This window comes from Pseudomonas sp. MPDS, from assembly GCF_013283895.1.
Lineage (GTDB): Bacteria > Pseudomonadota > Gammaproteobacteria > Pseudomonadales > Pseudomonadaceae > Aquipseudomonas > Aquipseudomonas rhizophila.
This window is the reverse complement of sequence record NZ_CP054128.1, coordinates 5,183,810-5,196,778: the sequence shown is the minus strand read 5'-3', so window position 1 is coordinate 5,196,778 and position 12,969 is coordinate 5,183,810. Positions and strand designations below refer to the sequence as shown.

General features: G+C 62.2%; 14 protein-coding genes. 9 read left to right on the top strand and 5 right to left on the bottom strand.

The features are described 5' to 3' along the window. Positions 1-8: 8 nt before the first annotated feature. The 3 genes from HQ912_RS23080 to HQ912_RS23070 all read right to left on the bottom strand — a co-directional run bounded on the left by HQ912_RS23080 (position 9) and on the right by HQ912_RS23070 (position 1,960). On the bottom strand, positions 9-797 hold the full coding sequence (locus HQ912_RS23080; protein WP_047227595.1) for an OmpA family protein: 789 nt from the start codon (positions 795-797) through the stop codon (positions 9-11). 51 nt (positions 798-848) lie between these two features. Continuing rightward, positions 849-1,262 (bottom strand): DUF4398 domain-containing protein, encoded by a 414-nt coding sequence (locus tag HQ912_RS23075; RefSeq protein ID WP_047227532.1) that lies wholly within the window; start codon positions 1,260-1,262, stop codon positions 849-851. A 353-nt stretch (positions 1,263-1,615) separates the two neighbouring features. After that, a complete protein-coding gene (locus HQ912_RS23070; protein WP_047227533.1) occupies positions 1,616-1,960 on the bottom strand; it encodes a hypothetical protein in 345 nt (114 codons plus the stop codon). Positions 1,961-2,149: 189 nt separating this feature from the next. Here HQ912_RS23070 and ppc point away from each other — a divergent pair, with 189 nt between their 5' ends. The 7 genes from ppc to HQ912_RS23035 all read left to right on the top strand — a co-directional run bounded on the left by ppc (position 2,150) and on the right by HQ912_RS23035 (position 9,492). Next, on the top strand, positions 2,150-4,780 hold the full coding sequence (gene ppc, locus HQ912_RS23065) for a phosphoenolpyruvate carboxylase (RefSeq protein WP_047227534.1): 2,631 nt from the start codon (positions 2,150-2,152) through the stop codon (positions 4,778-4,780). Positions 4,781-5,070: 290 nt separating this feature from the next. Then, positions 5,071-5,721, top strand: coding sequence for an adenylate kinase (gene adk / locus HQ912_RS23060; RefSeq protein ID WP_047227535.1), 651 nt, complete (start codon positions 5,071-5,073; stop codon positions 5,719-5,721). Positions 5,722-5,815: 94 nt separating this feature from the next. Next, a complete protein-coding gene (gene tsaB, locus HQ912_RS23055) occupies positions 5,816-6,493 on the top strand; it encodes a tRNA (adenosine(37)-N6)-threonylcarbamoyltransferase complex dimerization subunit type 1 TsaB (protein ID WP_047227536.1) in 678 nt (225 codons plus the stop codon). 260 nt (positions 6,494-6,753) lie between these two features. Continuing rightward, a complete protein-coding gene (locus tag HQ912_RS23050; protein ID WP_173407349.1) occupies positions 6,754-7,062 on the top strand; it encodes a hypothetical protein in 309 nt (102 codons plus the stop codon). Further along, on the top strand, positions 7,062-7,922 hold the full coding sequence (locus HQ912_RS23045; protein ID WP_173407348.1) for a DUF72 domain-containing protein: 861 nt from the start codon (positions 7,062-7,064) through the stop codon (positions 7,920-7,922). The genes HQ912_RS23050 and HQ912_RS23045 overlap by 1 nt, the downstream gene beginning before the upstream one ends. Positions 7,923-7,955: 33 nt before the next feature. After that, complete coding sequence (locus tag HQ912_RS23040) at positions 7,956-8,777, top strand: oxaloacetate decarboxylase (RefSeq protein ID WP_173407347.1); 822 nt, start codon at positions 7,956-7,958, stop codon at positions 8,775-8,777. 16 nt (positions 8,778-8,793) lie between these two features. Next, positions 8,794-9,492, top strand: a complete 699-nt coding sequence (locus HQ912_RS23035; protein WP_047227540.1) for an extensin family protein — start codon at positions 8,794-8,796, stop codon at positions 9,490-9,492. A 1-nt stretch (position 9,493) separates the two neighbouring features. Here HQ912_RS23035 and HQ912_RS23030 read toward each other — a convergent pair whose 3' ends face one another. After that, positions 9,494-10,114, bottom strand: coding sequence for a hypothetical protein (locus tag HQ912_RS23030; RefSeq protein WP_047227541.1), 621 nt, complete (start codon positions 10,112-10,114; stop codon positions 9,494-9,496). 108 nt (positions 10,115-10,222) lie between these two features. Between HQ912_RS23030 and HQ912_RS23025 the strand changes: the two genes are divergently transcribed. Further along, complete coding sequence (locus HQ912_RS23025) at positions 10,223-11,005, top strand: class I SAM-dependent methyltransferase (RefSeq protein ID WP_047227542.1); 783 nt, start codon at positions 10,223-10,225, stop codon at positions 11,003-11,005. A 120-nt stretch (positions 11,006-11,125) separates the two neighbouring features. Here HQ912_RS23025 and HQ912_RS23020 read toward each other — a convergent pair whose 3' ends face one another. Beyond that, the gene (locus tag HQ912_RS23020) at positions 11,126-11,770 is read right to left on the bottom strand and encodes a TetR/AcrR family transcriptional regulator (RefSeq protein ID WP_047227543.1); all 645 of its coding nucleotides are present in this window, start codon (positions 11,768-11,770) and stop codon (positions 11,126-11,128) included. 94 nt (positions 11,771-11,864) lie between these two features. Between HQ912_RS23020 and HQ912_RS23015 the strand changes: the two genes are divergently transcribed. Beyond that, complete coding sequence (locus HQ912_RS23015; RefSeq protein WP_047227544.1) at positions 11,865-12,965, top strand: efflux RND transporter periplasmic adaptor subunit; 1,101 nt, start codon at positions 11,865-11,867, stop codon at positions 12,963-12,965. Positions 12,966-12,969 lie beyond the last annotated feature (4 nt).

The following is a 12,969-nucleotide window of genomic DNA, read 5'->3' as shown; positions in this document are numbered from 1 at the left end:
TCAGCCGATCAGTTGGCGCTCATGGTCGAGCGCGGGGCGACTGGCTGGTTGTCGTTGGAGATGGTCACCTCGACCCGACGGTTCATCGCACGGCCGGAGACGCTGGTGTTGTCCGCTACCGGGAATTCCTTGCCGTAACCCTGGGTCACGATGCGCGCCGGGTCGACGCCCATTTTCACCAGTGCCATACGCACGGAGCTGGCGCGGCGCTCGGACAGCGACTGGTTGTAGGAGTCCGAACCGGTGCTGTCGGTGTAGCCTTCGACAATCACCTTGCGGTCGGGATTTTCCTGGAGGAACTGGGCCAGTTTGTTCACGTTGACCAGGCCGCTGGAGCGCAGCTCGGACTTGTTGGTGGCGAACAGCACGTCACCGAAGGTCACCAGCGTGCCGCGTTCGGTTTGCTTGGCGTTGAGGCTGTCTTGCAGTTGCTTGATCTGCGCGTTACGGGCCTCGAGCAGTGCGCGGGCGCGTTCATCACCGGCGTTTTTCAGCTCGGCTTCAGCGGTGCGCAGGGCGATGGTCTGCTTGGCCACCTCCACGCGCTGGTTGGTCAGATAGGCCAACTGGTCGACCTTGGCTTCATCTTCCTTGTCCATGTAAGCCTTTTCTGCTTTGGCCAGGAAGTCGGCGGCGTCCTTGGTTTCCAGAGCCGCAACCTTGGTCGCCGCCGGGTCAGCCTGCAGACCGTTGTAGTTGGTACGGGCCTGTTCCAGATTAGCGTTCGGATCTGTGGAACACGCGGCCAGCGAGACGCAGGCGGCCAGCAGGGCGGGGATCATCAAGTGTTTGTGCATCATAGTCTGTCGTCCTTTTATCAATGAGAAGTACGTCGCGGCGTGAACGGCTTACTGAAGCTTGTTCATGCCTTCCTGACGCAGTTCCTGAACCCCTTTCTGGGAGTCCTTGAGAGCCTGTTCGGCCTTGGCGGCCTGGGCCTTGCGCTCAGCGACGCGGGCGTCCCACTCGGCCTGCTCGGCCAGACGCTTGGCTTCTTCGTAGTTCTTGTCGTGCATCGCGATTTCGGCCTGCTTGAGCTTGTCCTGGGCCGACTTCATTTCCACGGCGGCGAATTCGGTACCGCCGGCGCTGACGGCGCTGTTGACCGCCGATTGGGTCACCGCGTACTGCTCCGAGGGCGGGTTGCCGGCGCAACCGGCGAGGATGAAGCTGCTACCGATCGCCAGGGCAGCCAACTTCAGGCCGCGCAGGCCAGTGGATGAGGGTTTGGCAGTGCAGGTATTCATAGGCTTCAACTCCATTGGAAAACTCCTGAAAAAACTACAGATCCATGCTGGGACCGAAGCCGGGACGTCTGTTTCGGCGCTGGCGCCGGGGCGCGTTTATTTAAACGACCGTTCCAGTATGGTTACTCGGTGTGACCTGAGGCGTTTTTCAAAAGTTCAGCGAGGATGGCCAATCGCCAAAAGTTTTACTGACTGATTGGTCAACAGCAGAAAAGCTGAACTTTCAAGGCGCGCAGCGGTATTCCCGGCGTAGGAGGCGTGCGTTTTTGTGGGGAGCGCATGTAGGAACTGGCGAAGGCTGGGGCTGCGTTCGGACGATCTTTTGATCTGTCGTCTGGGAAAGATCGCAGCCCCGCTCCTAAAGAAAATTAGTGCTTGGACTTGTCATTCTGCGAGGAGAGTTGATGCAGATGACGCCGCGACAGAGCGAGAAAACGCGGGGTCGGGCCGACGTCTTCGTAGAGCGGGTCACCCTCTTCATCGGTGGCCACCACTTGCGAGCCCTTGATGTAAGGGAAGCTGGCTTCCAGTTCTTCCAGCGCCGCCCCGATCAATTCGCCGAGCAGTTCCTCGGGTTGGCGCTTGGGGTACATCTCGCAGATCGCCGCCAGTCGTGCGGCGGCCTCCACGTCCAGGTGAATGGTGTAGCCGGTCTGGGTCAGGCAACCCTTGGCGTTTTCTTCCCAGTGTTGGGCGAGCTCACGGATTTTCATGATGGCCTCAATAGCCCGCGGATGGCAGGCGCGCAGAGTGACAAGCCGTTGTGTGGCTTACTGTTAAGACTAGCTTTGTCCGACAAGGTTTAATGTCCCCTCGTCGCTTGTCATAAACGTCTTGCGTCGGCACTCTCTGTAAAACGTCTAACCCAAGAGCTGTCCGGACCTTTTGCTGGAGAACTGCTGATGACCGATATCGATGCACGCTTGCGCGAGGATGTTCACCTGCTCGGCGAGCTGCTGGGCAACACCATCCGCGAACAGTACGGGGACAGGTTTCTCGACAAGATCGAGCAGATCCGCAAGGGTGCCAAGGCCGATCGACGCGGCTCCATGGACGCCGAACTGAGCGCCAGCCTCAATCAGTTGGGCGAGGACGAACTGCTGCCGGTGGCGCGGGCGTTCAATCAGTTCCTCAACCTGGCCAACATCGCCGAGCAGTATCAACTTATCCACCGACGCGAAGAGTCCAAACCGGCACCGTTCGAGGCGCGGGTGTTGCCCGAACTGCTTGCTCGATTGCGGGCCGAGGGCCATGGCGCCGAGTCCCTGGCGCGGCAATTGGGACGGCTGGAAATCGAGCTGGTGCTCACCGCCCACCCCACGGAAGTGGCCCGGCGCACGCTGATCCAGAAATACGATGCCATCGCCGCGCAACTGGCGGCCCAGGACCACCGCGATCTCACCAGCGCCGAGCGTGCGCAGATCCACGAGCGTCTGCAACGGCTGATCGCCGAAGCCTGGCATACCGAAGAAATACGCCGCACCCGGCCGACCCCGGTGGACGAGGCCAAGTGGGGCTTTGCGGTGATCGAACATTCGCTGTGGCAAGCCATTCCCAACTACCTGCGCAAGGCCGATCAGGCCCTGCATGCCGCCACCGGCTTGCGCCTGCCGCTGGAGGCTGCACCGATCCGCTTTGCCTCGTGGATGGGCGGCGACCGGGATGGCAACCCCAATGTCACCGCTGCGGTAACCCGCGAAGTGCTGTTGCTGGCGCGGTGGATGGCGGCAGATCTGTACCTGCGCGACGTTGATCACCTGGCGGCTGAGCTGTCCATGCAAAAAGCCAGCGAGGCTTTGCGCGCCCAGGCCGGTGATAGCGCTGAACCCTACCGTGCCGTGCTCAAGCAATTGCGTGAACGCCTGCGCGCCACGCGCAATTGGGCGCACGCGTCCCTGAAAGTCACCACCCCAGCCTCTGCCGATGTGTTGCAGAACAACCGCGAACTGCTGGACCCGCTGGAGCTTTGCTACCAGTCCCTGCACGAGTGCGGCATGGGCGTGATCGCCGACGGGCCGCTGCTCGACTGCTTGCGCCGGGCGGTGACGTTCGGGTTGTTCCTGGTGCGCCTCGATGTACGCCAGGACTCCACGCGCCACAGCGCAGCCATGACTGAAATCACTGACTACCTGGGCCTGGGCCGCTATGAGGACTGGAGCGAGGAGCAGCGCATCAGCTTTCTGCTGGAGGAGCTGAACAACCGGCGTCCGCTTTTGCCCGCTCATTTCAAACCGTCGGCCGATACCGCGGAAGTCCTGGCCACGTGCCGGGAAGTGGCGGCGGCGCCGGCGGCGTCCCTGGGCTCGTACGTGATCTCGATGGCGGGCGCCGCTTCCGATGTGCTCGCGGTGCAGCTCTTGTTGAAAGAGGCCGGCGTGTTGCGACCCATGCGGGTGGTGCCGCTGTTCGAGACCCTGGCCGACCTGGACAACGCCGGGCCGGTGATCGAGCAATTGTTGCTGCTGCCGGGCTATCGATCGCGGCTGCAAGGGCCTCAGGAGGTGATGATCGGCTATTCCGATTCGGCCAAGGATGCCGGCACGACAGCGGCGGCCTGGGCACAGTATCGAGCCCAGGAACGGCTGGTGGACATTTGTCGCGAACAGCAAGTCGAACTGCTGTTGTTCCATGGCCGCGGAGGCACCGTGGGGCGTGGCGGCGGTCCGGCTCACGCGGCGATTCTGTCGCAACCGCCGGGTTCGGTGGCCGGGCGGTTCCGTACCACTGAGCAGGGTGAAATGATTCGTTTCAAATTTGGCCTGCCGGACATCGCCGAACAGAATCTCAATCTGTACCTCGCCGCCGTGCTGGAAGCGACACTGCTGCCACCGCCGCCGCCCACTCCTCAGTGGCGTCATCTGATGGATGAACTGGCGGCCGACGGGGTCAAGGCTTACCGCGCCGTGGTGCGGGAAAATCCGCAATTCGTCGAGTATTTCCGCCAGTCCACACCGGAGCAGGAGCTGGGCCGTCTGCCGCTGGGCAGCCGGCCGGCCAAGCGCCGGGCCGGAGGCATCGAAAGCCTGCGGGCGATCCCGTGGATCTTCGGCTGGACCCAGACGCGCCTGATGCTGCCGGCCTGGCTCGGTTGGGAGACCGCCCTGGGCAAGGCGCTGGAGCGCGGCGAGGGCGAGTTGCTGGGGCAGATGCGCGAGCAATGGCCGTTTTTTCGCACCCGCATCGACATGCTGGAGATGGTGCTGGCCAAGGCCGACGCGGACATCGCGCGCTCCTACGATGAGCGTTTGGTCGAACCTGGGTTGCTACCGTTGGGCGAGCATTTACGCGACCTATTGTCGCAGGCATGCGCGGTGGTCCTGGGGTTGACCGGTCAGTCGCAGCTACTGGCACATAGCCCTGACACTCTGGAATTCATTCGTCTGCGTAATACCTACCTCGACCCGTTGCACCTGTTGCAGGCTGAACTGCTTGCCCGTTCCCGGCAGCAGGACGTTGCCCAGGGCAGCCCCGTGGAACAGGCGCTTCTGGTGTCTGTGGCGGGGATTGCCGCCGGTTTGCGCAACACCGGCTAAGGTTAAGCGGCGTACCGAAACGGCCCGTCCGGTATCCCCCGGGCGGAGGCCGGTTGGGCAGGGAGGAGGTCGGTCGGGCGACAGTTTGTTGTCCGGTTGCGACGATCGCCACCTCCTCCCAAGGTCGCGTCAGGCGCGGGTTCCTTCGACTTTCGGCGGCTTGTGTGGGTCGGGCCTGCTGTGTATCTTGATCAGCCTTTGGCCGTTTGGGCGGTCACGATCCTGTTTTCCGAGATTGGCCCCACGAGGCGAATCCGAGCGTTTACATAAAAAAATTGAGGAGCACATCGATGCGCGTCATTCTGCTGGGAGCTCCCGGGGCCGGTAAAGGTACTCAGGCAAAGTTCATCACCGAAAAATTCGGTATCCCGCAAATCTCCACTGGCGACATGCTGCGTGCCGCGGTCAAGGCCGGCACCGAGCTGGGCGTCAAGGCCAAGAGCATCATGGATGCCGGCGGCCTGGTGTCGGATGACCTGATCATCGCGCTGGTCCAGGATCGCATCGCTCAAGCCGATTGCGCCAACGGCTTCCTGTTCGACGGTTTCCCGCGCACCATTCCGCAGGCCGAAGCCTTGGTTACGGCTGGCGTGGAGCTGGATCACGTTGTCGAAATCGCCGTCGACGACGAAGAGATCGTTCAACGCATTGCCGGTCGCCGTGTCCACGAGCCGTCCGGCCGTGTCTACCACACCGTCTATAACCCGCCGAAACTCGCCGGCAAGGACGACATCACCGGTGAAGCACTGGTGCAGCGCAAGGACGACACCGAAGAAACCGTGCGCCATCGCCTGTCGGTCTACCACTCCCAGACCAAGCCGCTGGTGGAGTTCTACCAGAAGTTGTCCGCCAAGACCCAGGGCAAGCCCAAGTACAGCTACATCGCCGGCGTTGGTTCGGTTGAAGCGATCACCGGCAAGGTGCTTGAAGCACTGAGCTGACAAGTCTGCTGTGCAGCAAATAACAACGGCCCGCTTGCGGGCCGTAGTTGTTTATACTGGCGCACTTTTCCCCATCTGATTTACGGACACACCGATGAGCACCTTGCTGGCCCTGGATACCGCGACTGAAGCTTGCTCCGTTGCCTTGCTGCACGACGGCAAGGTCACGAGCCATTACGAGGTGATCCCGCGCTTGCACGCCCAGAAGCTGCTGCCGATGATCCAGCAATTGCTCAGCGATGCAGGGACCACCTTGCAGGCGGTGGATGCGATTGCCTTTGGTCGTGGGCCGGGAGCGTTCACTGGCGTGCGCATTGCCGTCGGCGTGGTGCAGGGCCTGGCGTTTGCCCTGGAGCGGCCGGTGTTGCCGGTGTCCAACCTGGCGGTACTCGCCCAGCGCGCCTTGCGTGAACAGGGCGTCAGCCAGGTCGCGGCGGCCATCGATGCGCGCATGGATGAGGTGTATTGGGGCTGCTACCGCGAGTCCGAGGGTGAGATGCGCCTGGTGGGCGCCGAAGCGGTGCTCCCCCCCGAAGCGGCGGCGTTGCCTGCCAACGCCAGCGGCGACTGGTTCGGCGCCGGGACCGGTTGGGGCTACGGCGAGCGGATTGCCGTCCCCCTCAGCGGCCAGGACGCCTCGATGCTGCCCCATGCCGAAGACCTGCTGACCCTGGCCCGCTTCGCCTGGGAGCGCGGCGAAGCCATCCCGGCCGACGATGCACAACCGGTGTACTTACGGGACAAGGTTGCAACACCCAAATCCGAACGGTAGACCCAGGCGTTGTGAGAGCAAAGCTTGCTCGCGATACGGGGGCCCCGGTTCTCCGGCGGACCGCGTCATCTTCATCGCGGGCAAGCCTTGCTCCTACAAAGTCATTTGCTCCCCCAAAAGTCACGCCAATATTACCAGTCGTCATTTTTTCGAGTCGGTTTTAAACCTTTTTGACTTTATGTGCTCTAGTTATCACTTGCGCATTTGCGCGGCTGTGAAAGTGCCGCTAAATTGCCATCATTGATACCGAGCATTCTGTTATGCGTATAGACGGCGTTTCATCCCAGTCCTACCCCATCAAACGCAGGCCTCGTGCAGGCAAAGCTGCTGCGGATGAGTCCTTCGATGACGTCGATGGCGAACTGGAATTTCCGTCCGAAGAGCAACTGGCCGCCCGCGCTGCCAAAGCCTCGGCGCAACGCCTGAGCAATCTTCCGGCCCGTCAGCAAGACATGCTGTATCACCGCGCCATGAGCCGCAGTGTATCCGCGGCCCTGGCCAGCTACCTGAGCACTGCCGGTTTCGTTGACTGGGATATGGAAGTGCTGGGACTCGATCTCTACATCTGATGGGGTTGCCTTACTACCTGGGCTGCCCGTCCTGGAGCGAAAACGCCTGGCGCGATTATCTTTATCCGCAAGACGCCAAAAGCTCCGATTTCCTGAAACTCTATTCTCAAGTGTTCAATGCCGTGGAAGGCAATACGACCTTCTACGCCAGCCCCTCTGCGGCCATCGTTCAGCGCTGGGCCGAGACCATGCCCGAGCAGTTTCGCTTCACCGCCAAGTTGCCCGGTGAGATCAGCCACAATGGCGATTTGCGTGAGCACCTGACGGCCGTCGAAACCTTCGTGCAATTGCTCAGCCCCCTGGGCGAACGGGTTTCACCGTTCTGGTTGCAGTTATCCAAGGCCTTTACCCCGAATCGATTGCCGGAGTTGGCGGGCTTCATTGATGCCTTCGAGCGCCCCTTGGCCGTCGAGGTCCGTCACGGTGACTTCTTTGCCAAAGGCGATGCCGAACGACAGCTCAACCGCCTGCTCCTTGATCGCGGGGTAGAACGCATCTGTCTGGATCCCCGGGCATTGTTCAGTTGCACCTCGACCGATCCTGCCGTGCTCCATGCTCAATCGAAGAAACCGCGTGTGCCGCCCCGGCCGACCGCGTTCACCCACTGCCCGCAGGTGCGTTTCATCGGCCATCCAGTGCTGGAGGCCAACGAACCGTTCCTGACCCCCTGGGTGGAAAAAATCGCCGGGTGGATCGAAGAGGGGCGCACGCCTTATATCTTTCTGCACACCGCCGACAACGTGCTGGCGGCCAAACTCGCGCAACACTTTCATCGCCGATTGATGAGCCGTTTGCCTGGCTTGCCGGCCCTGCCTGAGCTATACAGAGAGCCCGCCGCCGAGCAACTGGGTTTGCTCTGAGGCGAAAATTTCCTCTGCTCAGGAGTGATTTCCATGGATGCGCAAACCCGTCGAGCCCAGGCCTTCAAAGCCTTGCATGAACGCGAAGGCGCGTTCGTCATTCCCAACCCGTGGGACGCCGGTTCGGCAAAGATGCTTGCCAGTCTCGGCTTCGAGGCCCTGGCCACCACCAGTGCCGGTTACGCTTTTTCCTTGGGACGGCCCGATGGTGCCGCGGGGCTGGATGACACCCTGGCCAATGTCCGGGCGATTGTGGCGGCCACTGACTTGCCAGTGGCGGTCGATCTGGAGAACGGCTTCGCCGATGCCCCCGAGGCGTGCGCCAGCAGCCTGATCCGCGCGGCGCAGGCCGGCGCGGTGGGTGGCTCGATCGAAGATGCCACAGGGCGCGAAGACAGCCCGATCTATGGCTTCGAGCATGCCGTGGCGCGGGTTAAAGCTGCGGCTGACGCGGTGCGCAGTCTGCCGTATCCCTTTGTGCTGACCGCCCGGGCGGAGAATTTTCTGCACGGCAAGCCCGACCTGGATGACACCATTGCCCGCCTGAAGGCGTTCGCCGATGCCGGTGCCGACGTGCTCTATGCCCCAGGCTTGCGCTCGGCCGAGCAGGTGCTGGCGGTGGTCCGGGCGCTGGCGCCGAAACCGGTGAATGTGTTGATGTCCGGGGCGCTGGACCTGACGGTTGCGCAGCTGAGCGAGATGGGCGTCAAGCGCATCAGTGTCGGGTCCGCGCTGGCCCTGGCGGCGTATGGCGAGTTTTTCCGCGCCGCCGAGGAAATCCGCGAACAGGGCTCGTTCACCTTCACCCGTCGTTCGATGCCCTTCAACCAGGCCAACCAATTATTCAAGGGTTGAGGCCCGAGGCATTGTCGTGCGGGTTTTGAAAGGTTTTACGCTATTGGTGCTGGTTGTTGGCGTCGCAGTGCTGGGGGTATGGCGCGGTTGGCTGTCGGTGCCGCCACAATGGAATCCCTGGGCGCCCCTGGACGTCAATGCGCCGCCGAACCTGCTGACCCGTTACAAACTCATGGCCCTGCGCAACGATCCGCAGTTATGCGACCAGGCGCTCGCGACCTCGGGGCTGCGGGCCACCCGCCAGGCCGACAGCAGTCCCCAGGCCAGTTGCCCGCTGAGCAATGTGCTGAGGGTGCAGGGCGGCGAGGTGGCGTTGAGCAGCAGCTTCCTGGCCAGTTGCCCGCTGGCGGTGGCGTTCGCCTTGTTTGAACGTCACGCGCTGCAGCCGGCGGCGCTGGCGACCTATGGGCAGGAAGTGGTGCAGGTCGATCATCTGGGCAGTTTCGCCTGTCGCAATATGTACGGTCGGGAGAGCGGGGCGCGCAGCCAGCATGCCACGGCCAGTGCGCTGGATATCGCCGGGTTTCGCCTGGCGGACGGCCGTCGCGTGAACGTGCTCAAGGACTGGCCGAAGGACAACACCCACGCCCAATTCCTGCGCCAGGTGCGCGACGGTGCCTGTGACGTGTTCAATGTGGTCTTGAGTCCGGATTACAACGCGGCGCACCGCAACCATTTTCATCTGGATGTCGGGCCGTGGTGGATTTGCCGTTGATTCAGGCGGCGATGCGCAGGTTCTGCAACACGATCGGGCGTGCCCAGCGGGTATCGAAGTCCAGTTGCTTCTGCTGTGCCACCAGTTCCTCTTCCGGGAACGGCGGGAACGGCTTGTCCAGCAGGTCCAGTTCGAATTCGGCAATCGGCAGGTGCAGTGGACGTGGCTGAGGCGCAGGTCCCGGTTCTGGCAGCGGTTGGCCGGCGGCAAGCACCAGAGGGCGAACCCAGTTGCTTTCGAAGGTCTGCTGTTTTTGCTGGGTGGCGATTTCTTCCGGCGGGAACGGCGGGAAGGGTTTGTCCAGCAGGTCGAGTTCAAATTCAGCGATTGGCAGGAACAGCGGCTCAGGCGGTTTGACTTGGGTTTCTGTCACTTGGCAGTTGCGCTGGCTGACAATGTGCTCGAGCAATTCGGCGCCGAGGGTCGGTTCAACAGCCGCATCGAGGGCAACTGGCTGGTAGCTGCCAGGCGCCGGTGCGTTATCACCCAGTTGATCGGCCAGGGCCCGGGCAAAAAAATCCTGCCACAGGTGACTGACGCCGCTCAGGGCTTGGGTGTTGCGCAGGCTGTAATCGCCGTAAGGGGAGATGACGCCTATCGATGTGGATTGAATGTCTGACATTTTTCTCGGTCGACGCTCAGCTCTGGCAAAATGCCGTTCACCGTTGTTATCGGCCGTTTTTGCCGATCCTTAATTTTTTGAGCATGTTTCCAAGAATGAACAACTTCCATGAGTGATCAACCCGCGGCCTGCCGCATCCATGTTGAGGCCCTGGCCCCGGCCTTCCAGCCGCAGGCCGAGCACTGGGCACAGCGCCTTGACCTGCCGTTGCAGGTGGACGATGGCGAGTTTGCCTTGCAGGTCGGTGAGCAGGGGTTGCAATTGCAGCAACTGGGGCCGGATGCGCCGGGACCGGTGCGGGTGGACTTCGTCGAAGGCGGCGCGGCCCATCGCCGCTTGTACGGCGGCGGTAGCGGCCAGATGATCGCCAAAGCCGTCGGTGTGGCCCAGGGCGTACGTCCGCGTGTGCTGGATGCCACGGCCGGGTTGGGCAAGGATGCGTTTGTGCTGGCCAGCCTGGGCTGTGAAATGAGCCTGATCGAGCGCCAGCCGCTGATCGGCGCATTGCTCGAGGATGGCCTGGCCCGAGGCGCGGAGGACTTCGACGTGGCGCCGATCGTCGCCCGCATGCGGTTGCTCAAGGGCAATTCCATCGAGGTGATGCGCAACTGGCAAGGCGAGCCGCCCCAGGTGATCTACCTGGACCCGATGTTCCCTCATCGTGAGAAAACGGCCCTGGTGAAGAAGGAAATGCGCCTGTTCCGGCCGCTGGTGGGCGACGACCTGGACGCTCCGGCGTTGTTGGCCGCGGCCCTGGCCCTGGCGACTCACCGCGTCGTGGTCAAGCGTCCGCGCAAGGCACCGTGCATCGAAGGGCCAAAACCCAGCCACGGGCTTGAGGGTAAATCCAGCCGCTACGACATCTATCCCAAGAAGGCGCTCAAGGCCTGAGACCGCGTCGCCTCCATCGCGAGCAGGCTCGCTCCCACAGATGTGTGTTGTGTTAACTACACCTTACCCTGTGGGAGCGAGCCTGCTCGCGATGAGGCCCGCCCAGTCGGCGAGAATCTATCAGATGATCTGCGGCCGATAAGCGCGCATAAACAACCCCACCACTTCCTCGACATGAGCCTCGGCCGCTGCGGCTTCCAGCGGTGCGCCGCAGCCATACAGCAAGCGGAAATTCGCCGCACCCTTGATGAGGCAGAAGAAGTGTTCCGCCGCATTGCGCGGTTTGTCGATGCTCAGGGCGCCGCTCTGGTTGACCTTGTTCAGCAGCCTTTCCATGCCTGAGAGCATCCGTTGCGGGCCTGCTTCGAAGAAGATCGTCGACAGCTGCGGGTCCTGACTGCCCAAGGCCATGATCAACCGATGCAGGTTCACCGATTCGTCGCTGTTGATCAGTTGGTGAAAACCACGGGCAATGTTCAGCAACACATGTTCGATCGGCACGCCGTCAGGCCATTCGAAGAAAAGCGGCGGCACTTGCTCTTCACACTTGGCCACCACGGCAGCGGAAAACAGCGTTTCCTTGTCGTTGAAGTGGCTGTAGACCGTCAGCTTCGACACACCGGCCTCGGTGGCGACCGCGTCCATGCTGGTGTTGGCATACCCCAGGCTGACGAAGAGTTTTTTTGCCGCGTCGAGAATGGCCTGGCGCTTGGCCAGATCCTTCGGACGGCCTGGGCCGTTGGGAGGTGAAAGATTGTTCGACATTATTCGCTTTTAATACTGGACTGGTGAGTTTGCTATTAATAACATACTCGTCAGTATAATTATTCCAAGCACCATTAGCGAAAGGTCACTCGCCATGTTCCGCTATGCCTTGCCCCTCGCCCTGCCAGTGAGCCTGGTTTTTTTATTGTCTGCGTGTGGTCAGGACGAACCCGTGTCCCTTGCCGTGCGCCCCGCCATGGTGGTGCAGCCAGAGCCTTCGGGCCAGGCGATGGAAAGTTATCCGGGTGAAGTCAGGGCGCGATTCGAGCCAGACCTGGCCTTTCGCATCGGCGGCAAAGTAAGCCGACGACTGGTCGAAGAGGGCCAGCGAGTCAAGGCCAACCAGCCCCTGGCCGAGCTCGATCCCCAGGACGTGCGCCTGCAGCTGGAAGCCACCCGTGCCCAAGTCGCCGCCGCCGAAGCCAACCTGAACCTGGTGCGCGCTGAACGTGATCGCTACAAAACCTTGATGGAGCGGCAGATGGTCAGCCGCTCCCAGTACGACAACGCAGAAAACCTCTACCGCTCCGGTGCCGCGCGGCTCAAGCAGATCAAGGCTGAATTCGATGTCGCCAGCAACCAGGCCAGTTACTCGGTGCTGCGTGCGCCTCAGGATGGCGTGGTTGCCCGGCGTTCCGTGGAGGTAGGGCAGGTGGTGTCGGCCGGTCAAACGGTCTTCACCCTCGCCACTGACGGCGAGCGTGAAGTGCTGATCAGCCTGCCGGAGCAGGGCTTTGGCCGGTTCAAGATTGGTCAGCCGGTCTCGGTGGAGCTATGGAGCCAGCCCGATCAGCGTTTCAGCGGACGCATCCGCGAACTGTCGCCAGCCGCCGATCCCAGATCCCGCACCTTCGCCGCTCGCGTTGCCTTCACCGCCGGCAGTGTTCCGGCTGAGTTGGGCCAGAGTGCCCGAGTGTTTATCCAGACCGGCGACCAGGTGTCGCTGTCGGTGCCGCTGTCTGCACTCACCGCCGAGAACGGCGCCACTTACGTGTGGGTAGTCAACGGCAATAACACCCTGAAAAAAGTCCCGGTGCGCGTCGGCCCGTTTGGCGAAAAAACCGTTCCGGTGCTTGAAGGGCTGAGCCCCAATGACTGGGTCGTCGCAGCCGGTGTGCACGTGCTCCTCGACGGCCAGCAGGTGCGGCCGGTGGATCGCTCCAACCGCGTGGTCAATCTGGCGGCCAAGGAGTAATCCC